This window comes from uncultured Phyllobacterium sp., from assembly GCF_902479695.1.
Taxonomy (GTDB): domain Bacteria; phylum Pseudomonadota; class Alphaproteobacteria; order Rhizobiales; family Rhizobiaceae; genus Phyllobacterium; species Phyllobacterium calauticae.
In genome coordinates this window covers 118,202-142,167 of the sequence record NZ_CABSQF010000009.1, presented here as the reverse complement: position 1 = coordinate 142,167, position 23,966 = coordinate 118,202, and the positions used below count along the sequence as shown (strand labels likewise).

Here is a 23,966-nt window from a genome sequence, read left to right as displayed (position 1 = left end):
CGGGTGGCTGGCGCGGCGGGCGCTGGGCCACGGCGGGTGGCGACGCCCATTAGGTCGGCCATCCCATGGCGCGGGGTTATGTGCCCGCCGAGCTTGCCGACAACGAGAATGCCGGGCTGTTCGAGATCGAGATTTTGGGTCTTCGCCGCGCCGCCCGCATCAACATCGAGCCGCCCTTCGATCCATCCGGTGCCAAAATGCGCGGGTGACTGGATCGCTGCAGAATCTGTGGTGCGTGGATCTAAACAGCCACACCCTCAAACGCCGAGACAAAGGGCAGGCCCTTGCGCCTGCCCGTCCAGCCCACGACGATGAGGGCACTGGCGGCCTCATGATGGCGCTGGGCGAGCGCCCACGACTTGCAGTCGATCGCGGCGACATCGGCACGGCCTGACGCCACCGCTTCGATGGACAGGCGGTGGCCGCCCGTCTCGACAAGCCGCGCGAACAGGTCGAACCCCTCGCCCCGCAGCGCCAGGTCGCGCTCGATGGCGAGATAGCCCGACATGGAATCAGGACTGTTGAAGGCAAGACGCTTGCCGCGCAGGCGATCCACCGGCAGGACCGGTTCGCCGCCGCGCGGTGCCGGAACCGCCAGTCCCTCGCCCCGGCGCATGACAAGCGCGCTGGAATAGAACGCCTCGTCGCCGCCCGCCACGCCGGAATAGTCGTCCTGCCCCGCCACATGCACATGGGCGGCAAGGCCGAGCTCCATCGGCCCCCAGCACGTCTGGGCGAGCAGGAGCGCCGGATGGCGCCACAGCGTCGGCAGATCAAGTTCATCCGGCGGCAGTGTCGCGGGATCGGGCGCAATCGCCGCGCCCGAGGCATCGCGGATACCGCCGGGAACGGGCGGCAGGTCGCCGTTGCGCCGCGTCAGGTAATCCGGCGCATCGAATCCCGTTGCCCGCAGCCTGTCGCGCAGGACAAGCCACTGCGCATCCACTTCGGCGCGGCGTTCCGGCCAATCATACATCGGCAAGGCTGCAATAGGGGTCATGCGGGAATGTTACTCTGTCGGAGGCTCGGCGGGAATAGGCACGCTGGTGCCGCCCTGCAGGGAAATGCCGTGGCGGCGCGGATGGAAAGCCCGGGCCGTTGCCGGTTCGCGCCTTAGCACCGGATGCACGACCTCTTCCTTGCTGCGGAAGGCATAGGCGCGCAGGATCTCGAAATAGTTGCGGAAGACATAGCCGCCATTCATGGCTTTCCATTCCTCGCGCTGCTCGCTGTAGAGCTTCGGCAGCCTGTACCACGGAACGGTTGGCCGCTTGTGATGAACGAAATGCAGGTTGTTGTTGAGGAACAGCAGCGCCAGCGGCGATTTCTCGACAATGATCGTGCGGCCATCCGGACGCTCGGACCATTGATGCTCGCAATAGGTGCGGATGGCGATGATCGACAACCCCGCATAGGCCGATGTCACGGCATAGAGCCAGAGCGGAATGCCGAACGCCAGCAACAGCGCAACCAGAACGACCAGCCCGGCAGCGTGCGACAACCAGGCATTGCGGACCTTGCGGTCGCCGCCCGAAATCAGCCTGGCCTCGCTGATGAGAAAGCCTATCACCATGAGGACCGGCCCGATGACAACCCGGCCAATGAGCGTATTGTTCCAGCGCAGCAGGGTTTTCAGAGCACCCGGCAGTTTATCCCAGTCGCCCAGCGCCCGGTAATAGCTCTCCGGATCGTCATAGGGATCGGTCAGCCGTTCATCCGCATGGTGCTTCAGGTGCAGATGCTTGTAGCGGCGATAGGGATAGAACAGGCCGAGCGGCAGGGAGACGAGAAGCTCGTTCAGCCAGCCGCTGCGTGTGGGATGTCCGTGCAGGGCTTCGTGCTGCAGCGAGGAGTGAAACGCCACCGCCACCGCCATCAGCGCCAGGGCCGCGAACGGCATGGTGGGATAGAGGTATGCTCCGGCTGCGAACCACAGTCCGTAGCAGACGAGCATCAAGCCAATGGTTGGCCATTCGATGCCGGGGTGTTTGCGTTCCCGGCTGGTTTTGTCAGTTGGTTCTGCTGTATGTGCTTCTGATTCCATGACTTTCATGGTCTCACTGTCCAAAACTGTCAGCAATGATATTATTGTGAGAAACCGTTGATTTTGCGCACCAAATCTTGCATTTGTTGTACTCAGTAAACAAAGGAGCGGGAAAATGGACAAACGCGATCTGTCACGCCTGTTTCAGGAGCGGATCAGGAGCCTGCTCAACCGCAGCGGCGACAACCAGTCATCCTTTGCGGCGGCGGTCGGCATCGACCGCTCCGCCCTCTCCCAGCTCCTGTCCGGCCAGTCCACCCGCCTGCCGCGCGTGGAAACGCTGCTCAACATTGCCGAACGTTATGCCGTGTCGCTGGACTGGCTGCTGGGCCTCAGCCAGGACGAGGGCATCATCGGCGAATTGCGCGCCAGCATGGAGATCGAGGAGGGTGTCGACGGCTTTGAGCGGACGCTGCTGGTGCGCTGGCATGCGGAAGCCTCGGGCAGCAAGATCCGCTATGTCCCGGCCCGCATTCCCGACCTCCTGCGCACTCAGGCGGTGATCGCCTACGAGACATCGCTGGTGCACCGCGACCCCGTCACCCAGATCGCCGAAACCGCGTTCCGGCTGGACTACAACCGCCAGCCCGGCACGGACATGGAAGTGTGCATGCCCTACCAGACCCTGCGCGATTTCGCCAAGGGCGGCGGCATCTGGGGCGACCTGTCCCGCGATATCCGGGAAGAACAGCTGCAGCAGATGAGCGTCCTGATCGACGAGCTCTACCCGTCCTTCCGGCTCTATCTGTTCGACGGGCGCGAGCGCTTCTCCGTGCCCTACACGGTCTTCGGCCCCTACCGCGCCGCGATCTTCGTCGGCGAGATGTATCTTGTCCTCAACACCACGGAAGCTGTCTTAACCATGCAGCGGCATTTCGACGGGCTGATCCGTGTGGCAAAGATCAACGCGCACGAGGTCGCCGCCTATATTTCCACGCTCAAGGCCGAATGATGCGGCAGCACTTGTCGCAAATGAAGATTGACCACATATAAAGACTTCCTTATATCGTTATCTAAATAGCACCATAGGAACGCGCCATGACCACAGCCAATCCGCTTGCCGAACTTCTTGCTGAAAAAGGTGTCCTTTTGGCTGATGGCGCGACGGGCACGAACCTGTTCGCATCGGGTCTTGAGGCTGGAGAAGCCCCGGAACTGTGGAATGAAGCCCAGCCGGAAAAGATTCTTGCCCTGCATCAGGGCTTTGTCGATGCCGGGGCTGACATCATCCTCACCAATTCCTTCGGCGGCACGCGGCATCGCCTGAAACTGCATCACGCGCAGGACCGGGTTTTCGAGCTGAACAAGAAGGCCGCCGAACTCGCGCGCGCCGTCGCCGACAAGGCCGGGCGCAAGGTGATTGTCGCCGGATCGGTCGGACCGACGGGCGAACTGCTGGTGCCGCTTGGCGCACTGACCGAAGAGGACGCCGTTGCCGCCTTCACCGAACAGCTGGAAGGCCTGAAGGCCGGCGGCGTCGATGTGGCCTGGATCGAAACCATGTCGGCACCCGGTGAAATCCGGGCCGCTGCAGAAGCGGCCGTCAAGGTCGGCCTGCCCTATGTCTATACCGGCTCGTTCGATACGGCGGGGAAGACCATGATGGGCCTGCCGCCGAAGGATATTCACGCCGTCGTCGATGGACTTGCCGCGCGCCCTGTCGCCGTCGGCGCCAATTGCGGTGTCGGCGCCTCGGATATTCTTGCGTCGCTGCTCGACATGTCGGAGGCCGATCCGCAGGCCACCATCGTCATCAAGGGCAACTGCGGCATTCCGGAATTCCGCGGCGCGGAGATTTTCTATTCCGGCACGCCGGAGCTCATGGCCAATTATGCGCATATGGCAATTGACGGCGGCGCAAAAATCATCGGCGGCTGCTGCGGCACCTCGTTCGTGCATCTGGCTGCCATGCGCAAGGCGCTCGACAGCCATGTCAGCGGCACCCGGCCGACGGTAGAGACCATCATCGAAACCATCGGGCCGATGCGCAACAAGCTTTCCGCCCATGCCGATGACCTGCCCAAGCGCGAGCGCCGCGGCCGCCGGGGCTGAAATCGGGCCATTTGAGGCCGTGTGGTCGTGCGTGGTTCGACAAGCTCACCATGAGGGAGCTTGTGGGCTGCAATCAAACCACTTCCCTCATGGTGAGCTTGTCGAACCACGCACGGTGATTGTGCAACTCTCCCAAGACACATGACAAAAATGGCCGGGAAATCCCGGCCATTTGCTTTTTGGCAATGCAACAAACCTATTTCTTAGCTTCCAGCGCATCGGCCAACCGCACCAGCGACAGGAACTCGCTGCGATAGCCGAAGGCGTCGTCGCCGCGTGACCCCGCGCCGAGCCTGGCAATATCGGCATAGCTGTAGGTCGCCAGGCTATCCGTCCCGCGCAGCTTCTGACCGAAGGCGGCAACGGCCGTGGAGAACCGCACATCGTTCGATTCGGCTGCCGAAACCTCATTGGCCTTGGTCACGGGCGTCGTGATCAGCTTGCTCACATCCCCGTTCGGCAGCTTGTAGCGGATCTTGAAGAACGCATATTCATCAGACCCTGTCTTGGCATCGGCAGCCGCTGCATTCGGCTTGGCGTAGCGCAGGTCGTCGGTCAGCACCGCCGGACTGTTCTTCGGCGTGATCTCGTAAATGGCCGTCACCGTATGCCCCGAGCCGATTTCACCGGCATCGATGCGGTCATTGTTGAAATCCTCGCGCTTGAGGGCACGGGTTTCGTAACCGATCAGCCGGTATTCCGCGACGGTAGCCGGATTGAACTCGACCTGGATTTTCACATCCTTGGCAATCGGAAACAGCGTCGAGGTTGCTTCCTGCACCAGCGTCTTCTCCGCTTCGGCCAGCGTATCGATATAGGCGGCGGTGCCGTTGCCGTTCTGCGCCAGGACCTGCATCATCTGGTCATTGTAATTGCCCTCGCCGAACCCGAAGACCGACAGGAACACCCCGGATTTGCGCTCATCCTCGATCAGTGTCTTCAGCTCATCGTCGCTGGACTGGCCGACGTTGAAATCGCCATCGGTTGCCAGCATCACGCGGTTGACGCCATCCTTGACGAAATTGGCCTTGGCGAGGCGATAGGCCTCCTTGATACCCGCTTCGCCCGCCGTCGATCCGCCCGCCTCCAGACGGTTCAATGCATCAAAGATTTTTGCCTTGTCCTTTACCTCCGTCGGTTCCAGCACGGTCCCGGCATTGCCCGCATAGGTGACGATGGACACCTTGTCCTTGGGATCGAGCTTGCCCACCAGCATGTGGAAGGCGGATTTCAGCAGCGGCAGCTTGTCCGGCTCATCCATCGATCCCGAGACATCGATCAGGAACACCAGATTGGCGCGCGGCTTTTCCGCCGGGACGACGTCATAGCCCTTGATGCCGATATGCATCAGCTTGGTGTTCTGGTTCCACGGGGTCGGCGTCACGGTGATCGTGGTGTTGAACGGCGTCTCGCGGCTCTGCGGCCCTTTCCAGTCATAGGGGAAATAATTGATCATCTCCTCGACGCGCACGCTGTCGGGATCGGGCAAGGCACCGTCCTTCAGCGCGCGGCGCACCATGGCGTAGGATGCCGTGTCCACATCGATCGAGAATGTCGACACCGGATCATCGGCCACGCGCTTGACCGGATTGGTGTCGAACCGCTGGACCCGGTCGCCAGAGGGTTGCTGCGGGGCAATGCTGTCTCGCGCCATGTCCACGGCGGGCGCGGGCATGGGAGCCATCGCTACCGGCTTTTCGGCGGCCGGACTTGCCTGCCCGACGGTTTTCGAACTGCTGAGTGCCTCGATCTGCCTGGCAAGCGGTGCCTGCTTGACGGCTGGCTGGCGCGGTGCCGCCGGTTCGACCGTTGGCAGGGGTTGCGGCTGCACGGGTTTCGGCTCGTCGACCTGCGGCGGCTGCGCCTCTATGGTGACGGGAGCCTGCTGATCCCCCGCCAGCATGCGCGGATCGTGCATTATGTTCCAGGAGATATAACCCGCGACAGGCAGGATCAGCAGGCCGCCGAGGGCCGATGTCGTCAGCAGCAATTTCTTTTCCATCGTTTCACTCCACAATTGGGTTGCGATGGAACTGAGACGCCGGACGAATCCGCTTCCTTGGGTCTGCACTGCGGTTTTTTTTGCATCGGCATCGTCGAACGCCCGCATGGCCGCCTGCAGGGCGGCGCGCCTGGCTGCATCGGCAGGCGGTGGCGGCGTCATGCGGCCGAGCTGGTTCAGGTCCTGATCGTCGGTCATGTCAAAGGCCCTCCGGCGCGCGCAGGATGCGCTTCAGCCGTTTCTTGGCATCGTGGATGTGCCACGAAACCGTGGCTTCGGCGCAATCGAGCACTTCGGCTGCGTGCGCATGATTCAAGCCCTCCCCATAGACCAGCAGGACGGCATCCGCGGTCTTATCAGGCAATGTCTTGACCGCCGCCCACAGAGCGGTGACGTCATCATCCCCGGCATCGGGAGGTGGAGCGTCACTCAGCAGTTCGCGGTGATAGGCCTCGGCCTTGCGCTTTTCACGCACATGGCGGCGCAGGTGATCACGCGCGGCATTCAGCGTCATCCGGTAGAGCCAGGTGCGCAGCAGCCCTTCGCCGCGCCATTGCCGGATGGCGCTGCCGAGCTTGATGCAGACATCCTGCGCGATATCCTCCGCATCGTTGCGGTTGCCCGACCAGCGCCAGGCGATGCGGTGGATGAAGTCATAGTTCTGCTCGATCAGGAGCCCGAATGCGCTGCGGTTCCCTGCCCGCGCCTGCGCCACAAGGGTTGAACTATCCGCCGTGTCATCCGTCAAACCGGAAATATCCAAAATGCCTGTCACCCTGTTCATCGCAGCTTTGACGATGCGACGGCGTCAATCCTTGGGTGAAAAAATGCAATCAATCAAAATATTTCTTGGCTGACGTCAGGCCGCGGCAAACGCCGCCATGTGAAAGCGCTGCTGGTCCGCCGTATAGGCGTGTTCACGGCCCACGGGACAGGCCAGCCGGGCAAGACAGCCGCCATCCATGCAAAGCGCGCCTTCCGGCACTGCCAGATGGCTGCGGCAGCGGCCCACAGTGAAGCCCACACCGTCGAAAGCATCGACCGGACAGGCGTGCAGGCAGGGCTTTTCGATGCAGGTATCGCAGGGATGGTTGTTCAACGGGACAGCGGGAAAACCCATCGCCCTGTCAAACAGCAGCGCACCGCGAAACGCCTGCCAGAGCCCATATTCGGGATGAATCAGCAGCCCCAGCGGCGAGGCAGACAGGCCTTCCGCCCGCTTCGCCCATTGCTGGAAGGGCAGATAGGGCCTGTCCGACGGAAACACCGCCTGCCCGTCCAGTTCGACCGCAACATGCGTCAGCACCGCCTTGGACCATGCATCCAGCGGATTGGGCTGGTCGCTGTGCAACTGCCGCCATCGTGTAAAATGCGGCCAGATGGTCGATCCGAAATGGCCGACGAGAACCACACTACGCGCTGCAGCGCCGTGGTGCAGGCCGGGCGCGGCCTCATCGGGTCCAAACACGAAACCGCCGCGCGGAACGAGACCATGCGGTTCCAGCGCGGCGGTGATCTGGTCAAGGAACGGATCGGCAAAGATCATCCGGGGCCCGGACCTTTGACAGCAGAGGCCCAGACTTCCTGATGGATCAGATTGGCCACTTTAGCCCGGCCGTCCTCGGGCTTCTTTCAGGTGAATGCGTCGGGCATCGACGCCTTCTTCTTGGCGATGAATTCCTTCAGCGATTCGTCGATGGCCGGATCGAGATAAGGCGCCTCGTAGCTTTCAAGCCAGCGCCGTGCCAGCTCGTTGCCGCGCTGGTCTGCACGTTTTTCGCCTTCGGCCAGCCATTGCTCGTAGGAATTGTTGTCGGCAATGTTCGAGCGGTAGAACGCCGTCTGGAAATTCGCCTGCGTGTGGTCGCAGCCGAGATAATGGCTGCCCGGGCCCACCTGGCGGATCGCGTCCATGGCCTGGCCGTTCTCCGAGAGATCGATGCCTTCGGCGAATTTCTGCGCCATGCCGAGCTGGTCGATATCCATCATGAACTTTTCATAGGAGGACACGAGACCGCCTTCGAGCCAGCCGGCCGAATGCAGCACGAAGTTCGTTCCGGCCAGCAGTGTCGAATTCAGCGTATTGGCGCTTTCATAGGCTGCCTGCGCATCGGAAACCTTCGAAGCGCAGAGCGAACCGCCGGTGCGGAACGGCAGTCCGAGACGCCGTGCCAGCTGTGCCGCGCCGTAGGAGACGAGCGAGGGTTCCGGCGTGCCGAATGTCGGCGCGCCCGACTGCATCGAGATCGACGAGGCAAAGGTGCCGAAAATCACCGGAGCGCCGGGGCGGATGAGCTGGGTGAAGGACGCACCGGCCAGCACTTCCGCCAGAACCTGCGTCAGCGTGCCGGCCACCGTCACCGGGCTCATGGCACCGGCGAGAATGAACGGCGTAACAATGCAGGCCTGATTGTTGCGGGCATAGACCTTCAGCGCGCCGACCATCGTCTCGTCGAAGACCATGGGCGAATTGGCATTGATCAGGCTGGTCAAAACAGTGTTCTGGTCGAGATAGTCCTCGCCGAACACCAGCTTGCACATGGCAATCGTGTCTTCCGCGCGCTCGGGCGCGGTGACCGAGCCCATGAACGGCTTGTCGGAATATTTGATGTGCGCATAGATCATGTCGAGATGGCGCTTGTTGACGGGCACATCGACCGGCTCGCACACGGTTCCGCCGGAATGGTGGATCGACGGCGCCATATAGGCGAGCTTCACGAAATTGTTGAAGTCCTCGATGGTCGCGTAGCGGCGGTTGCCTTCAAGGTCGCGCACGAAGGGCGGGCCGTAGACCGGCGCGAACACCGTGGCCTTGCCGCCGATCTGCACGGACCGTTCGGGATTGCGCGCATACTGCGTGTAGACCGAAGGCGCGGTTTTCAAAAGCGACCGGGGAAGCCCCTTGGGGAAATGCACCCGCTCGCCTTTGACATCGGCACCGGCTTCGCGCCAGAGCTGCAGGGCTTCCGCATCGTCGCGGAACTCGATGCCGATCTCTTCAAGCACGGTATCCGCATTGGCTTCGATCAGCGCCAGCCCTTCCTCATCCAGCACTTCATATTCGCGAATCTTGCGCGTGATAAAGGTGAGCGACTTGCCCGGGCCGCCGCCGGAACGGGCGGCACGGCGTGCAGCAGCGCCTGCACCGGCACCGCGCCCGCGGCGTCCGCCGCTTTCTGCAGTGTCCACGGGTGCGTCGGCTGGCGTTTCCTGATTCATTTTCTCTCTCCAGGCGCTTGATGCGCGGATTGGTTCTTCGGTCATGACCTCAACACCCAAATCCTACCCGCGACACATATCGGGGCGTTCCCGTGTGCGTCAAACAATGGCGCATGGAAGACAAACAGACAGTCGTTTTCGTCATTTACGAGGTCGCATTTAAGCAATGCGTTTTCAGCAACTTGCCCGATATGTTAAGGGAATGCCAGTACCGGTACAAAGCTGTGCATAACGCTTGAGAGGAAGAACACCCATGGCCGACGATGAAATCATTCTTTCGGAGCTTTCGGACGACGAACTCGTCGAACAAATGCACGACGATCTGTACGACGGATTGAAGGAAGAAATCGAGGAAGGCACCAATATCCTGCTCGAGCGCGGCTGGGTCCCCTACAGGGTTTTGACCGAAGCGCTCGTCGAAGGCATGCGCATCGTCGGCGAGGATTTCCGCGACGGCATCCTCTTCGTGCCGGAAGTCCTGTTGTCGGCCAATGCGATGAAAGCCGGCATGTTCATCCTGCGCCCTCTCCTTGCCGCCACCGGCGCGCCGAAACAGGGCAAACTTGTCATCGGCACGGTGAAGGGCGACATTCACGACATCGGCAAGAATCTCGTCGGCATGATGATGGAAGGCGCAGGCTTCGATGTCATTGACCTTGGCATCAACAACCCGGTCGAGAACTATCTCGCCGCCATCGAAGAGCACAAGCCCGACATTCTCGGCATGTCCGCCCTGCTGACGACGACGATGCCCTACATGAAGGTCGTCATCGACACGATGAAGGAAAAGGGCATTCGCGACGATTACGTCGTGCTGGTCGGCGGTGCTCCGCTCAACGAGGAATTCGGCAAGGCTGTCGGTGCCGATGCCTATTGCCGCGATGCGGCCGTCGCGGTGGAAACCGCCAAGGACTACATGAAGCGCAAGCACAATCAGATGTCCGGCGCCTGAACCGGAACAAAACGGCCGCATCCAAATGCGGCCGTTTTTCAAACATAATATGGGTTTGCTGAAATCGGCCTTCTCAGACCTGGGGATCAGTTGGCAGCTTTTACAACCCTGTGACCAGCGGACTGGGTCGCATTCACGGTATTGGCTGTATCTGCACCCATGCCGCGGATGGTGTTGGCGCAGCCGGCAAGAGCGACGACAGCAAGAACAGCGGCAATTGGTACAACGCGTGATAGTTTCATGGACAGGGTCTCCCGTTCTGATAGAATTTAATCAACGTTCGCATAACGCGATGGAGCGAAATCAGTTCCATGAATATGAGCCGGAACTCGAATAATACGCCGGAAAAGGTCCGGGTGATCGCCTGTGGCATGATTGCCCGCGAAATACTGGCCATCCGCGAGCAATTCGGCCTCGATCATATCGAACTGAAATGCCTGCCCGCCGTTTATCACCATTACCCCCAGAAAATCGCCCCATCGGTTGACCGGGCCATTGTACGGGCCAAGGCTGAAGGCATCAAGCGTATCTTCGTCGGCTATGCTGATTGCGGCACCGGCGGCCTGCTCGATCAGGTCTGCGCGAAGCATGGCGTAGAGCGAATCGAGGGGCCGCATTGCTTCTCGTTCTATGTCGGCAACGACGCCTTTGCCTCCCGATGGGAGGACGACATGACGTCGTTTTTCATGACCGACTTCCTTGCCCGGCATTTCCAGGCCTTCATGGTCAAGCCGCTTGGCCTCGACCGGCATCCGGAACTGCGCGACATGTATTTCGGCAATTACACCAAGATGATCTACCTCGCCCAGACCGACGACCCCAAACTCAATGCCAATGCGGAACGGGCGGCGGAATTTCTCGGCCTTGCCTATGAGCGGCGCTTTACCGCCTATGGCGATCTGGTCCCCGCCCTGACACGGGCGGCGGCACCCGCCGCGCCTTGACGCTTTCCTTTCTGTCCCCAAATCGGCATGTTGCCTCCAACGGAATCGAATACAAAGGACAGTTCCATGGTGTCTCGAAGCCTTTTTGCCGTCATGATCGGCCTGAGCATGCTGACTGCCGCCCATGCGGATGGCGCAATCACCAGGATCATCACCGCATCTGACAGCAAGCGTCTCGAACAATACGAGCAGACAAAGGCCAAGGCCCTGACGCAGGCCAGGGCGAGCGGGACTGCGGCGGATGTGCGTCTGGTCGATGACCTCTTGAAGCGGCCCGGCCTGCCGTTCAGCCAGGATTTCGACATGACCGGCAACTGGCAGTGCCGGACAATCAAGCTTGGCGGCATGGCCCCGGCACTCGTTGTCTATGGCTGGTTCAAGTGCAGGGTCACCGACGACGGCTCGGGCTGGGCGCTGGAAAAGGTGACGGGCTCGCAGCGCACCAAGGGCCGGTTCTACACCGAAAGCGACACGCGCCTGACCTATCTCGGCACCGGCTATGTCGCGGATCAGAAACCGGTGAAATACGGCGCAGGTCCGAAAACCGACGAAGCGGGCTATGCCTACCGCACCGGCAAGAACGCCTTCCGCATCGAATTCCCGGCACCCTATTACGAATCCCTGCTCAACGTCATGGAATTCAAGCGCTGAAGGCCGCGTGATCGCAATGTCACCCCGGCCATCCATGGGGGCTGGGGTTGAATACAGATATCCCGCTAAAATCCCTGTCGCAAAAGCAACAATGGTGCACGTCGCATTTGAGGGCGCGCACGTCGTGAGATAGCAAGCTTAACCCCTGATTTTCCGGCAAAACGGTCCTCGTTGGAGGATAAAGTGCATGGCCGATCTCATTGTCGTTTATTGGCGGGACATTCCTGCTCAGGTGACCGTCAAAAAGGGACGCCAGGCCGCAAAACGTGAACTTCCTCTTCGATTTACTGAGGCCATCGACATGTGTGCGATGCGCATAGGCGCCAAGGATTCGGACGCCTATCTGGCAGAATGGCGCCGGGGAACACCGGTGCCGGTGAGTGACGATCTGGACGCGGAGGCTGATGCAGCCCTCGCCCGTATCGACAGCGAATATCATCGGGAGCGCCTTGTAGCGCTGGTAAAGGCAGGCGGACATGACAATTCATGAATTGAAAGCAAAGCCAATGACAAAGATCGCAGCATCCATCGAAGTGGCCGCGCGCCAGGCGATTGACTCACAGGACCTGCCGGGTCTGTTTCCGGAAGGGACGCGTGTTTACATCACCGACATGGGCACCGATGGCGTGGACACGCTCACCGCTGCCGCCAAGCGCATTCATGATCTCGGCTACAAGCCCGTACCGCATTTCGCCTCCCGCCGCCTTGGAACACGGGCAGCCCTGGAAACCCGCATCCGCCGCGCCGCTGAAGAAGCAGGGGTGACCGACGTGCTGGTCATCGGCGGCGGCCTCGAACGGCAGGCCGGCGAGTTCTCCTCCACCATGGAAGTGCTGGAAACCGGCTTTTTCGACAAATACGGCATCACCGAGATGGGCGTTGCCGGCCATCCCGAAGGCAGCCCGGAGTTTTCCGAGGCCGTGGCGCTGGAAGCCCTGCGCCTGAAGAAGAATTTCGGCGAGCGCACCGGCGCCCGCCTGCGCGTGGTCACGCAGTTCGGTTTCGACGCCGAGCGTTTCATCCGCTATGCCGAATCCCTGCGCGAACATGGCGTTGATCTGCCGGTGCATCTCGGCGTTGCCGGTCCCGCCAAGATCACCACGCTGATCAAATATGCCGCCATGTGCGGCGTCGGCAACTCGATCAGCTTCCTGAAGAAGAATGCCCTGTCGCTGACAGCGCTTGCAACCAGCCATTCGCCGGAAGGCGTGGTTGGCCCGATCGAGCAGCATGTCATCAACAGCCCGGCCTCTGCCATCAAGCAGATCCACATTTTCCCGTTCGGCGGCCTGAAGAAGTCCTCCGAATGGCTGGTCGATCGCGGCTCCTGGAATGTCGCATCGGCCCAATACGCATCCGCAGCATCCAACTAAGGATTTCCTGAATGACCCGCACCATCGTTGCCTCGGCGACCAGAGAAATCATCATCGGATTTGACCAGCCTTTCTGCGTGATCGGCGAGCGCATCAATCCGACCGGCCGCAAGAAACTCGCGGCCGAGATGGCTGCCGGCATTTTTGATACGGTCATCAAGGACGCACTGGAACAGGTTGCCGCTGGTGCAACCATGCTTGACGTCAATGCGGGCGTCACCTCCGTCGACCCGAATGCCACGGAACCGGGGCTTCTCGTCAAGACACTCGAGATGGTGCAGAATCTCGTCGACGTCCCCCTGTCCATCGACAGTTCAGTGACCGCCGCCATTGAAGCCGCACTGAAGGTTGCCAAGGGCCGCCCGCTGGTCAATTCCGTCACCGGCGAAGAGGAAAAGCTGGAAGCCATCCTGCCGCTGATCAAGAAATACAACGTTCCCGTCGTCGCCATCTCGAACGACGAGACCGGTATTTCCATGGACCCGGACGTGCGTTTCGCCGTTGCCAAGAAGATCGTGCAGCGCGCCGCCGATTTCGGTATTCCGGCGCATGACATCGTTGTCGATCCGCTGGTCATGCCCATCGGCGCTCTCGGCGATGCGGGCCGCCAGGTTTTTGCATTGCTGCGCCGTCTGCGCGAGGAACTGAAGGTCAACACCACCTGCGGCCTGTCCAACATCTCGTTCGGCCTGCCGCATCGCCACGGCATCAATGCCGGGTTCATTCCCATGGTGATCGGCGCTGGCATGACATCGGCGATCATGAATCCCTGCCGTCCGCAGGAAATGGAAGCGGTTCACGCCGCCAACGTCCTCAACGGCACCGACGCCAACTGCACCTACTGGATCAAGAAGTATCGCGACCACCAGCCGGCCGCGGCCGGGGCAGCGCCTGCTGTTTCGGTGCCTGCCGACGCCAATGGCGGCGCACGGCGGCGTGGTGGCCGTGAAGCGCGGCGCGGCGCCGCAGGCTGACTGTTTGCACCGGGCCAACGGCTCGGCATAGAAAGGCGGTGGGCGTAAATGCCCCTCGCCTTGAAGTCTTGGAGCATTGATCGTGGACGCACCCGTGAAAGACACTGAAGCATCGGCAAAGGACGCACTTGTCCTGTTCATGCCGTCGGGCAAGCGCGGGCATTTTCCGGTCGGCACGACCGTGCTGGAAGCAGCGCGGACCCTGGGTGTCTATGTGGAAAGCGTGTGCGGCGGGCGCGGCATCTGCGGGCGCTGCCAGATCGACGTGCAGGAAGGCCGTTTTGCCAAGCACGGCATCACCTCCTCCAACGACCACATCTCCGAATTCGGCCCGAAGGAAAAGCGCTATGCCGAAAAGCGTGACCTGAAGGACGGGCGCCGCCTTTCCTGCTCGGCCACCATTCTCGGCGATCTCGTTGTCGACGTGCCGCAGGACGTGCAGGTCAATGCGCAGGTCGTGCGCAAGGATGCCGATACGCGCGTCATCGAGCGCAATCCCGCCGTGCACATGTGCTATGTCGAGGTGGAAGAGCCCGACATGCACAAGCCGCTTGGCGATCTCGATCGCCTGAAAGCCGCGCTGGAAAAGGAATGGGGCATCCGCAATCTCGACGTGGATACCTATCTGCTGCCGCAGATCCAAAAGATCCTGCGCAAGGGCGAATGGTCGGTTACCGCCGCCATCCACCACGACGAGGAAACATCGCGACCGGTGATGATCGGCCTGTGGCCGGGCCTGAAGAACGAAGCCTATGGCATCGCCTGCGACATCGGCTCCACCACCATTGCCATGCACCTGTCGTCCCTGTTGTCGGTGCGCACCATTGCCTCGGCCGGAACGTCCAACCCGCAGATCCGCTTCGGCGAAGACCTGATGAGCCGCGTCTCCTACGTGATGATGAACCCGGACGGCCGCGAAGGCATGACCAATGCGGTGCGCGAAGCCATCAATGATCTGATCGGCAGGGTCTGCGCCGAGGGGAATGTTGCGCGCGAAGACATTCTCGATGCGGTCTTTGTCGGCAATCCGATCATGCACCACCTGTTCCTCGGTATTGACCCCACCGAACTGGGCGGCGCGCCCTTTGCGCTTGCCGTGTCCGGCGCGGTGCATCTGAAAGCCAGTGAAATTGGCCTTGCCATGAACCCCGGCTCGCGGGTCTACATGCTGCCCTGCATCGCCGGCCATGTCGGTGCCGACGCCGCTGCGGCGACGCTCGCGGAAGGCCCGCACCGGCAGGACGAGATGATGCTGCTCGTCGATGTCGGCACCAATGCCGAAATCGTGCTCGGCAACCGCCAGCGCACCGTTGCAGCCTCCTCTCCGACCGGCCCCGCTTTCGAAGGCGCCGAAATATCCGGCGGCCAGCGCGCTGCGCCCGGCGCCATCGAGCGCGTGCGCATCGATCCCCTGACGCTGGAGCCGCGTTTCCGCGTCATCGGTACGGAACAATGGTCGGATGAACCCGGCTTTGCCGAAGCGGTACAGGCGAGTGGCATTACTGGAATTTGCGGCTCGGCCATCATCGAAGTCGTCGCGGAAATGTACCTTTCCGGCATCATTTCCGAAGATGGCGTGGTGGATGGCAGCCTTGCCGCCAAATCACCGCGCATCCGCCCAACGGGCCGTACCTTCTCCTATCTGCTGCACGAGGGGTCGCCGACGATCATCATCACGCAGAACGACGTGCGGGCGATCCAGCTCGCCAAGGCCGCGCTCTATGCCGGCGTCAAGCTGCTGATGGACAAGCAGGGCATCGACCATGTCGACCAGATCCGCTTTGCCGGGGCCTTCGGCTCCTTCATCGATCCGAAATATGCCATGGTGCTCGGGCTCATTCCCGATTGCGACCTCGACAAGGTGAAGGCTGTCGGCAATGCGGCGGGCACAGGCGCGCGCATGGCGCTGCTCAACCGCGACTACCGCCGCGAGATCGAAGACACCGTCACCCGCATCGAAAAGATCGAGACGGCGCTGGAGCCAAAATTCCAGGAGCATTTCGTCTATGCCATGGCCATGCCCAACAAGATCGACCCCTTCCCCAAGCTGTCGCTGGCCGTCACCCTGCCGCCGCGCAAGAATGTCGGTGAGGATGGTCAGGCGGGCGATGCCACGCCGCGCCGCCGCTCGCGCGAGGACAGGGCTGCACGCAGGTCGCGTGAATAAATCCATTCACTTGAGTTTGCCATGCGGGGAAATTCCGCTATCAACATCCACCATGATTGATTCCGGACCTGTTTTCCCATGATTGCCTGCTTTGACATCGGTGGCTCGGCCATCAAGGGTGCAATGGCCTATGCGCCCGAAGACATACGGCCCCTACCCAAAGTGCCGACGCCCCTGCATGATTTCGACGCCTTTGCCGGTGCCATCGAAAAAATAGCGGCGGATGGCGGCGCCGATCCGAAATCGCTGATCTCGATTTCCATCGCCGGGGTGGTCGACGCCGACAGCGGCAGGATCACCTGCGCCAATATTCCCTGCATCCATAACCGTCCGCTGGTAAAGGACCTCAGCGAGAAACTCGGCCGTCCGGTGCTTGTCGCCAATGATGCCGACTGCTTTGCCCTGTCGGAAGCCGTTGTCGGCGCGGGACGCGGCCACCGCGTGGTGTTCGGCATCATTCTCGGTACCGGGGTTGGCGGCGGCCTTGTCATCAACGGCAAAATCCATGAAGGCGCTGGCGGCTTTGCCGGGGAATGGGGCCATGGGCCGATTTCCGCGACCTGGGCCGGCAATCCGCCGATTGCCATTCCGCGCTATGCCTGCGGCTGCGGTCAGGTGGGCTGTGTCGATGCGGTGGGCGCGGCGCGCGGCATGGAGCGGCTGCATGCCCATATCCACGGTGTCGACCTGCCGAGCACCGAAATCATCGCTGCCTGGAACAGGGGCGACGCGGCGGCGGAGCGTACCATCGACTGCTATATCGACATTGTCAGCGGCCCTCTGGCCATGACGCTCAATGTTCTCGGCGCATCGGTTGTACCCGTCGGCGGCGGCCTCGCCAATGCCGTTCCGCTGATCGAGCGGCTGGACCGGGCGGTGCGTGACCGCATCCTGTGGAAGACCGGCAAGCCGCTGGTCATCCCCGGAGAATTGAAAATCGAACCCGGCCTGATCGGTGCCGGCGTTCTCGGATTGATGGGCGAAACACGATGAGCGGCATTCTCCTGGAAGTCTGCGTCGATGATTCCAACGGCCTTGCTGCTGCCATAACAGGCGGCGCCGACCGGGTGGAATTGTGCTCGGCACTGGAACTCGGCGGATTGACGCCGACGCCGGGCTTGATCGGCCAGGCGATTGCCTCACCCATTCCGATCTATGCGATGATCCGCCCGCGCCCCGGCAATTTCGTTTTCGGTGAAGCCGATATCGATGCCATGCTGCGGGAAATCGACATGATCCGCAGTGCGGGCCTTGCGGGCGTCGTTCTCGGCGCGAACCACGCCAATGGCAGCCTCGACCATGCCACGCTGGAACGCCTCATGCGCAATTGCGACGGGCTGGGCGTGACGCTGCACCGGGCCTTCGATCTTGTGCCGGACCTTGGCGAAGCCGTTGAAACCGCTGTCGGACTGGGTTTTGAACGCATTCTCACTTCCGGCCGCATGCCGACCTCGGCGCAGGGAATCGGCGATCTGGAAACGACCTTCGCTTTCGCCGCCGGGCGCATCAGGATCATGCCCGGCTCAGGCGTGAATATCGGCAATGCGGACGCACTCCTGCAGCGCATTCCGTTCCGGGAAATCCATTCGTCCTGCGCTGTCCCGGCAGAACCAGTCAGCGCCGCCGCGCAGCGGCTCGGATTCGAAACCGCCACGCAAAAACGCACCAGCGTTGAGCTGGTCAGGGCGTTGAAAGCATTTTGCCTGACGCGTTGAGGTGTTGGGATGAATTGACACCCCCCTCTGGGCTTCCCCCCATCTCCCCCCTTGTGGGGGAGATGCCCGGCAGGGCAGAGGGGGGTGAAAATATCACCGCCTTAAAGCTTGCCCGTCCGCTCATAACCCTCAAAATACACCCGGAGATGCTGCGCGACGGCTTTGACATGTGCGCCGGCATTCTTGGCCACCAGCATGCCGAGTTTCGATTCGCCCAGCGGCGGCAGGCCATGTTCTGCGCCAAGCTCGACCATATTGTCCTCGAGCAGGAATTTTGAAAACGGTGCCACGGCAAGATCAGCCACGATGGCAGCGCGCTGCCCCATCGTATGGGCGCTCATATAGGCGACGCGATAGTCCCTGCCCGCGCTTTCCAGCGCGCTGATGGCATTGGCACGCCAGATGCAGCCTTCTTCCCACATGGACAGGGGCAAGGGATTGCGCTCATGCGCCGTACCACATTTCGCCCCGGCCCAGATGATGTCCTCGGTCATCAGCACTTCGACCTCATCCAGCTTTGCCAACGTTTCGTTGACATTGACCAGCGTCACATCGAGCCTCTGCTCATCGAGCCGCTTGCGCAGGCTGTTGCTCTGGTCGATGACCACATCGACAGTGACATCCGGGTGCGATTCGGCAAAGCGCTTGAGCACAAAGGGCAGCACCTTTTCGCCGATATCGTCGGGCGCACCGAGGCGGACAACGCCCGATACCGTCGGGGTAATGAATTTTGCCACGGTTTCGCGGTTGAGTGCCAGCATGCGGCGGGCGTAGCCCAGCAAAAGTTCACCGCTTGGCGTCAGTTTGACCGACCGCGCATCGCGCTCAAGCAGGACATGACCCAGCGTCTCTTCCAGCTTCTTGATCTGCATGGACACCGCCGAGGGCGTGCGGAACACCGCATTGGCCGCGCTGGAAAAGCTGCCGGTTTCGGCAATCATGGCAAAGGTACGCAACACATCGAGATCGAGGATCGGTATGGGATGCTGCATCGGTGCTGACATTGCGGCGTCTCCTTCATCAATTTTTCTGAACCATAGTGTTCTGTAATTTCGTTTGATTGAACATCAACTTGCGCAGATAGTCAAGATCACAGAACGGGCAGGCCGCAGAAAACGGCCACCTGAAGCAAAAGGAGCAACAAAATGAGTGCCTGCAATGACCATTACATCGAACATCGGGCCAGCTTGAGCGAACGTCTGTTCGCCGCCGTAAGCCGCACGGCCGGAACCGTGGCATCAATCGCAGAAGCCTCGCGCAACACCATTGTCCGGCAGCGGCGTCTGCGGGCGACGGAAGCCGCGCTGGACAGCCTGCCGGAAAATATCCGTTTCGATATTGGCTGGCCGGACCTCTATGAACGTCAGGTTGGCGGGTCCAGCGACCTCAATCACACACGTCAATAAATCATGAGAATACAAGTGTAAGGGAGCAGGCCGGGCCACGTCTGCTCCCTTTCCCATGCGCCCTGCCTGCGCTTTTGCGACACAGGCAGACACCCTTCCCTTTAGAATAATTCTATGGTTCTATCTGTAAAAAAGCTTAAGAGACCACGCCTGTAATTTGAAGACTCTACTTCAGGTGCGACATGGCCTCGTAGTAAAAAACGGGAACCTAGAGACATCATGAACCAGACGGGCCTCAACAAGCGGTCTTTTGTTTTTTTCCTCGTGCCGAACTTTTCGATGATCGCCTTTGCGACGGCCATCGAACCGCTCCGCATTGCCAATCGCATGCTCGGCTACGAGGCCTATCGCTGGCGCCTGGCGTCGGTGGACGGCAAGCCGGTCACCGCATCCAACGGCGTCGAATGCGCTGCCAATTCCTCGCTTGAGGATGAGCGCCGCTTCCTGACCGGCGAAGACCGCCCCTCCATGGTGTTCGTCTGCTCCGGCGTGCATGTGGAAAAATTCCAGAACAAATCCGTCTATGCCTGGCTGCGCGAAGAGTTCAACCGCGGCGTGGCCGTCGGCGGCCTGTGCACCGGCGCGCATATCCTCGCTGCCGCCGGGCTGCTCTCGGGCAAGCGCTGTGCGATCCACTGGGAAAACCTGCCCGGTTTTGCCGAAGCGTTTCCGAAGGCTGACGTCTATGCCGACCTCTTCGAAGTCGACGGCAACATCTATACCTGCGCCGGCGGTACTGCGGCCCTCGACATGATGCTGAAGCTGATCGGCGACGATTTCGGCGACAACATTGTCAACCGCGTCTGCGAACAGGCGCTGACTGACCGGGTCCGCAGCCCGCATGACCGCCAGCGCCTTCCCTTGCGCGCCCGCCTCGGCGTGCAGAATTCCAAAGTGCTGACGATCATTGAGCTGATGGAGGCACGGCTTTCCGAACCACTGTCGCTGATCGAGATTGCCGACCATGTCGGCCTGTCGCGCCGCCAGATCGAGCGCCTGTTCCGCCAGGAAATGGGCCGGTCACCGGCGCGCTACTATCTGGAAATCCGGCTCGACCGTGCCCGCCACCTGCTGATCCAGTCGTCGATGCCCATCGTTGAAGTCGCGGTTGCCTGCGGGTTCGTGTCGGCCTCGCATTTTTCCAAATGCTACCGCGAGCTCTACGGCCGCTCGCCGCAGCAGGAACGGGCCGACCGCAAGCAGTTGATGGCCGCTTAAACCAGTCGGGATAGACTGCAACTCTGCCGAGCGTGCAACGCACCACCCAAAAGAAATGGCGCCCGTTCAGGCGCCATTTTCATTTCTCCATGCAAGCGGAACTGCTTTATGCTCTCAGGCGCTCGTTCTCCGTATCGAACGGCGCTTCCGGAATGACCGTCGCCTTGTGTGTCTTGCCGAGGATCTTGATCTCCAGCTGCGTGCCCAGCGCCGAATAATCGGGCTTGACCATGGCAAGCGCCAGGCTCTTGCCCAGACGCCAGCCATAACCACCATGCGTCGCACGGCCGATGAGCTGGCCATTGGCGTAGATCGGCTCGCTGCCGCGCGCATCCACATCCGACATGCCGGGCACATGGACTTCGAGTGTCACGAAATTCCACTTCAGGCCATCCTCGCGGGCCTTCACAACGGCATCACGGCCGATGAAATCACCCTTGTTGGGATGGACGAAACGGTCGAGGCCGCTTTCGAAAGCATTGTATTCGATCGACAGTTCGCGCGGGATCAGGCGATAGGACTTTTCCACCGCCATCGCCGTCATGGCGCGGATGCCGAACGGCTTGATGCCGAATTCCGCACCGGCTTCGAGCAGCAGGTCATAGATGGTGTTCTGCTGTTCGATCGGATGATGCAGTTCCCAGCCGAGCTCGCCGACAAAGTTGACACGCAGCGCATGCGCCGTTGCCGTACCAACACTGATTTCCTTGCCCGACAGCCAGGGGAAGGCTTCGTTGGACAGGTCCGCACGGGTGATCTTCTGCAGGACGTCGCGGCTCTTGGGGCCCGCAAGCACCAGCACGCCATACATCTGCGTGATCGGGCGAAGGGCTACCGAGCCGTCCGCTGGCAGCAGCTTGACGAGATAATCATGGTCATGGTTCTCGTAGGCACCGGCGGATACCAGATAGAACTTGCCGGGCGCCCATTCATAGACCGTGAATTCGGAGCGCACCCCGCCCTGCTTGGTCAGGAGGTGGCACAGCGCAATGCGGCCCTGCTTCTTGGGAATGCGGTTTGCCAGAATGGAATCGAGCCATTCGCGCGCGCCGGGGCCTGTTACTTCCATCTTGGCGAAGGCCGACATGTCGAGCAGGCCGACATTGCTGGTGACGTTCTTGATCTCGTTGCCGACATGTTCAAAGTAGTTCGAACGATGGAAGGACCAGAGTTCCTTCACCTTGCCGTCCTTGTCCGGCTTCGGATGGTTGTGATTGAGCAGCACATCCGGCTTGTCCAACTTGGCAACCTCGAGGCCATAGCCCTGCGGCGCGAACCAGTTGGCGCGCTCCCAGCCATAGACGGTGCCGAACACGGCGCCGAGCGCCTTCTGGCGGTCATAGGACGGCGAACGCTTGAGCGGGCGGGCCGCACCGCGCTCTTCATCCGGGTAGTGCACCGAGAACACCTCGGCATAGGCTTCCTCGTTCTTTTCCTTGAGGTAGCCTTCGGTCGCATAGGGGCCGAAGCGGCGCGGATCGACGCCCATCATGTCGATGGAGGGCTCGCCCTCGACAATCCATTCGGCCAGCTGCCAGCCGGCGCCGCCAGCGGCGGTAACGCCGAAGGAATGGCCTTCATTGAGCCAGAAATTCTTCAGGCGCGGCGCAGGGCCGATGATGGGCGAACCATCCGGCGTATAGGCGATGGCGCCGTTATAGACCTTCTTGATGCCGACTTCACCGAAGGCCGGAACGCGGGCAATGGCGGTTTCGATATAGGGTTCGAGCCGGTCGAGATCTTCCTGGAACAGCTCGTATTCGCTGGCATCGGACGGGCCGTCGACATAGCAGACAGGCGCGCCTTTTTCATATGGTCCGAGCAGCAGGCCGCCGTTTTCCTCGCGCATGTACCAGGACGAATCGCTCTCGCGCAGCACGCCCATCTCCGGCAGGCCCTTGGCCTTGCGCTCGAGAATGGCCGGATGCGGCTCGGTGACGATGTACTGGTGCTCTACGGGGATGACCGGCACGTCGAGGCCGACCATCTTGCCGGTCTTGCGGGCGAAATTGCCGGTTGCCGAGACGACATGTTCGGCGGTGATGTCGCCCTTGTCAGTCTTGACGAGCCACTCGCCCGAGGGCAGCTGCTCGATGCCCAGAACCGTGGTGTAGCGATAGATGGTTGCACCACGATCGCGTGCGCCCTTGGCGAGCGCCTGGGTCAGGTCGGCCGGCTGGATATAGCCGTCTTCCGGATGCTGGATGGCGCCGAGAACGCCGTCCATTTCCGCCAGCGGCCAGATTTCCTTGACCTGTTCCGGCGTCAAAAGCTTGACCGGCACGCCGATCGTCTCGGCGACACCGGCATAGTACATATATTCGTCCCAGCGGTCCTTGGTGCGGGCGAGACGGATGTTGCTGCAATTGGTGAAGCCGACATTCATGCCGGTTTCCTGTTGCAGTTCCTGATAGAATTTCACGGAGTATTTGTGAATCTGGCCGACGGAATAGCTCATGTTGAACAGCGGCAGCAGCCCGGCCGCATGCCATGTCGAACCGGAGGTCAGTTCCTTGCGCTCGATGAGCACGACATCGCTCCAGCCCTTCTTGGCCAGATGATAGAGTGTCGACACACCCACCACACCACCGCCGATCACAACTACACGCGCTTGGGTCTTCATTTCATTCTATCCTCTGATATCAATCGGTGGTCAGGCGGCACGCGCCATTTTCTGCACTATGCCGTTCGCACTGTCCATTGCTAAGGCCTGTTTGCGACATGGCCAAAACATGCCGCGACGCGCGGCAAACTGGCTGCGGTTTGTGCGAATTTCCGATCAAGGCAATGGAATGACTTGGCGCAGCGCGCATGGGAGCGACACCCTAAAAACGAACAGGCCCGAACTGTTTTGCACAGTCCGGGCCTTTATCTCAGCAATCGGCGGTGGCCGGGTTACTTGATCGAAACCTTGCCGCCCTTGATTTCGATGGTTTCCGCACCGGTCAGGGCTTCGCGGTCACCATTGGGAAAGGTGACGAAACAGCCGCCGCTGCAAAATTCAACCGTGTCTCCGGCTGCAACCTGCAGCTGGGTCTTGCTCGACCCTTCGGTCACGACGATGGTCTGAGCGCTGGCGTCGCTGTTCTTCAGGCTGGCAGCAAATGCGGGTCCGGCCAGAATAGTGCTCGTAAGAATGACAACTGCAAACTTGTTCATATCACCCCGGTGCTTCCACCGCCCCTGTTGCCTCGGGCTCAACCGGCCCTTTTCGACACCAGTTATAACGGGGTGAAACTGAACGGCAAC

At 61.1% G+C, this 23,966-nt stretch carries 23 protein-coding genes and 1 pseudogene; 14 read left to right on the top strand and 10 right to left on the bottom strand.

Features of this window, described 5'->3' with window-relative positions:
• Positions 1–209, top strand: a pseudogene (locus RDL77_RS08130) (hypothetical protein); the annotation flags it as partial.
• A gap of 32 nt (positions 210–241) precedes the next feature.
• Here the strand turns inward: RDL77_RS08130 and RDL77_RS08125 are convergent.
• Both RDL77_RS08125 and RDL77_RS08120 read right to left on the bottom strand, forming a co-directional pair.
• Positions 242–1,000 (bottom strand): phosphate/phosphite/phosphonate ABC transporter substrate-binding protein, encoded by a 759-nt coding sequence (locus RDL77_RS08125; protein ID WP_288192469.1) that lies wholly within the window; start codon positions 998–1,000, stop codon positions 242–244.
• Between the two features lie 9 nt (positions 1,001–1,009).
• Positions 1,010–2,044, bottom strand: coding sequence for a fatty acid desaturase (locus RDL77_RS08120; RefSeq protein ID WP_288192476.1), 1,035 nt, complete (start codon positions 2,042–2,044; stop codon positions 1,010–1,012).
• Positions 2,045–2,159: 115 nt separating this feature from the next.
• Between RDL77_RS08120 and RDL77_RS08115 the strand changes: the two genes are divergently transcribed.
• On the top strand, positions 2,160–2,996 hold the full coding sequence (locus tag RDL77_RS08115; RefSeq protein WP_223612830.1) for a helix-turn-helix domain-containing protein: 837 nt from the start codon (positions 2,160–2,162) through the stop codon (positions 2,994–2,996).
• Between the two features lie 86 nt (positions 2,997–3,082).
• Positions 3,083–4,096 carry a betaine--homocysteine S-methyltransferase gene (bmt, locus tag RDL77_RS08110; RefSeq protein ID WP_288192468.1) on the top strand — a complete coding sequence of 338 codons (1,014 nt, stop codon included), beginning with the start codon at positions 3,083–3,085 and terminating at the stop codon, positions 4,094–4,096.
• A gap of 196 nt (positions 4,097–4,292) precedes the next feature.
• Here bmt and RDL77_RS08105 read toward each other — a convergent pair whose 3' ends face one another.
• The 4 genes from RDL77_RS08105 to RDL77_RS08090 form a co-directional block, all read right to left on the bottom strand.
• Positions 4,293–6,296 carry a VWA domain-containing protein gene (locus RDL77_RS08105; RefSeq protein ID WP_288192467.1) on the bottom strand — a complete coding sequence of 668 codons (2,004 nt, stop codon included), beginning with the start codon at positions 6,294–6,296 and terminating at the stop codon, positions 4,293–4,295.
• 1 nt (position 6,297) lies between these two features.
• Positions 6,298–6,882, bottom strand: a complete 585-nt coding sequence (locus RDL77_RS08100) for an RNA polymerase sigma factor (RefSeq protein WP_288192466.1) — start codon at positions 6,880–6,882, stop codon at positions 6,298–6,300.
• Between the two features lie 75 nt (positions 6,883–6,957).
• Positions 6,958–7,644, bottom strand: coding sequence for a 4Fe-4S dicluster domain-containing protein (locus RDL77_RS08095; RefSeq protein ID WP_288192465.1), 687 nt, complete (start codon positions 7,642–7,644; stop codon positions 6,958–6,960).
• A gap of 86 nt (positions 7,645–7,730) precedes the next feature.
• Complete coding sequence (locus RDL77_RS08090) at positions 7,731–9,317, bottom strand: trimethylamine methyltransferase family protein (RefSeq protein ID WP_223612825.1); 1,587 nt, start codon at positions 9,315–9,317, stop codon at positions 7,731–7,733.
• Between the two features lie 253 nt (positions 9,318–9,570).
• On the opposite strand from RDL77_RS08090, the gene RDL77_RS08085 reads away from it, so the two are divergent.
• Entirely contained in the window at positions 9,571–10,269 is a 699-nt protein-coding gene (locus tag RDL77_RS08085; protein ID WP_091877729.1) for a B12-binding domain-containing protein, read from the top strand.
• 86 nt (positions 10,270–10,355) lie between these two features.
• Here RDL77_RS08085 and RDL77_RS08080 read toward each other — a convergent pair whose 3' ends face one another.
• Positions 10,356–10,511 (bottom strand): entericidin, encoded by a 156-nt coding sequence (locus RDL77_RS08080; RefSeq protein WP_223612824.1) that lies wholly within the window; start codon positions 10,509–10,511, stop codon positions 10,356–10,358.
• A 69-nt stretch (positions 10,512–10,580) separates the two neighbouring features.
• Here RDL77_RS08080 and RDL77_RS08075 point away from each other — a divergent pair, with 69 nt between their 5' ends.
• The 8 genes from RDL77_RS08075 (at position 10,581) to RDL77_RS08040 (ending at position 18,093) form a co-directional block, all read left to right on the top strand.
• Positions 10,581–11,213 carry a DUF1638 domain-containing protein gene (locus RDL77_RS08075; RefSeq protein ID WP_288192464.1) on the top strand — a complete coding sequence of 211 codons (633 nt, stop codon included), beginning with the start codon at positions 10,581–10,583 and terminating at the stop codon, positions 11,211–11,213.
• Between the two features lie 66 nt (positions 11,214–11,279).
• On the top strand, positions 11,280–11,864 hold the full coding sequence (locus tag RDL77_RS08070; protein WP_288192463.1) for a DUF4893 domain-containing protein: 585 nt from the start codon (positions 11,280–11,282) through the stop codon (positions 11,862–11,864).
• 187 nt (positions 11,865–12,051) lie between these two features.
• Positions 12,052–12,354 (top strand): virulence factor, encoded by a 303-nt coding sequence (locus RDL77_RS08065; protein WP_105732287.1) that lies wholly within the window; start codon positions 12,052–12,054, stop codon positions 12,352–12,354.
• Between the two features lie 16 nt (positions 12,355–12,370).
• Positions 12,371–13,237 (top strand): methylenetetrahydrofolate reductase, encoded by an 867-nt coding sequence (locus RDL77_RS08060; RefSeq protein WP_223612821.1) that lies wholly within the window; start codon positions 12,371–12,373, stop codon positions 13,235–13,237.
• An 11-nt stretch (positions 13,238–13,248) separates the two neighbouring features.
• Positions 13,249–14,211: a methyltetrahydrofolate cobalamin methyltransferase gene (locus RDL77_RS08055; RefSeq protein WP_288192462.1), complete on the top strand. Its 963-nt coding sequence runs from the start codon at positions 13,249–13,251 to the stop codon at positions 14,209–14,211.
• 139 nt (positions 14,212–14,350) lie between these two features.
• Positions 14,351–16,378, top strand: coding sequence for an ASKHA domain-containing protein (locus RDL77_RS08050; protein WP_288192475.1), 2,028 nt, complete (start codon positions 14,351–14,353; stop codon positions 16,376–16,378).
• Positions 16,379–16,456: 78 nt separating this feature from the next.
• Positions 16,457–17,371, top strand: a complete 915-nt coding sequence (locus RDL77_RS08045) for an ROK family protein (protein WP_288192461.1) — start codon at positions 16,457–16,459, stop codon at positions 17,369–17,371.
• Complete coding sequence (locus RDL77_RS08040) at positions 17,368–18,093, top strand: copper homeostasis protein CutC (RefSeq protein WP_288192460.1); 726 nt, start codon at positions 17,368–17,370, stop codon at positions 18,091–18,093. The genes RDL77_RS08045 and RDL77_RS08040 overlap by 4 nt, the downstream gene beginning before the upstream one ends.
• Positions 18,094–18,194: 101 nt before the next feature.
• On the opposite strand, the gene RDL77_RS08035 is transcribed toward RDL77_RS08040, so the two are convergent.
• The gene (locus RDL77_RS08035) at positions 18,195–19,097 is read right to left on the bottom strand and encodes a LysR family transcriptional regulator (RefSeq protein ID WP_223612817.1); all 903 of its coding nucleotides are present in this window, start codon (positions 19,095–19,097) and stop codon (positions 18,195–18,197) included.
• Between the two features lie 141 nt (positions 19,098–19,238).
• Here RDL77_RS08035 and RDL77_RS08030 point away from each other — a divergent pair, with 141 nt between their 5' ends.
• Together RDL77_RS08030 and RDL77_RS08025 are read left to right on the top strand one after the other, a co-directional pair.
• Positions 19,239–19,499: a hypothetical protein gene (locus RDL77_RS08030; protein ID WP_288192459.1), complete on the top strand. Its 261-nt coding sequence runs from the start codon at positions 19,239–19,241 to the stop codon at positions 19,497–19,499.
• Positions 19,500–19,718: 219 nt separating this feature from the next.
• Positions 19,719–20,717, top strand: coding sequence for a GlxA family transcriptional regulator (locus RDL77_RS08025; protein ID WP_105732279.1), 999 nt, complete (start codon positions 19,719–19,721; stop codon positions 20,715–20,717).
• A 106-nt stretch (positions 20,718–20,823) separates the two neighbouring features.
• Here the strand turns inward: RDL77_RS08025 and RDL77_RS08020 are convergent, their stop codons facing one another.
• Together RDL77_RS08020 and RDL77_RS08015 are read right to left on the bottom strand one after the other, a co-directional pair.
• Positions 20,824–23,340, bottom strand: coding sequence for an FAD-dependent oxidoreductase (locus tag RDL77_RS08020; protein WP_288192458.1), 2,517 nt, complete (start codon positions 23,338–23,340; stop codon positions 20,824–20,826).
• Positions 23,341–23,612: 272 nt separating this feature from the next.
• Positions 23,613–23,876: a hypothetical protein gene (locus tag RDL77_RS08015; protein WP_223612814.1), complete on the bottom strand. Its 264-nt coding sequence runs from the start codon at positions 23,874–23,876 to the stop codon at positions 23,613–23,615.
• Positions 23,877–23,966 lie beyond the last annotated feature (90 nt).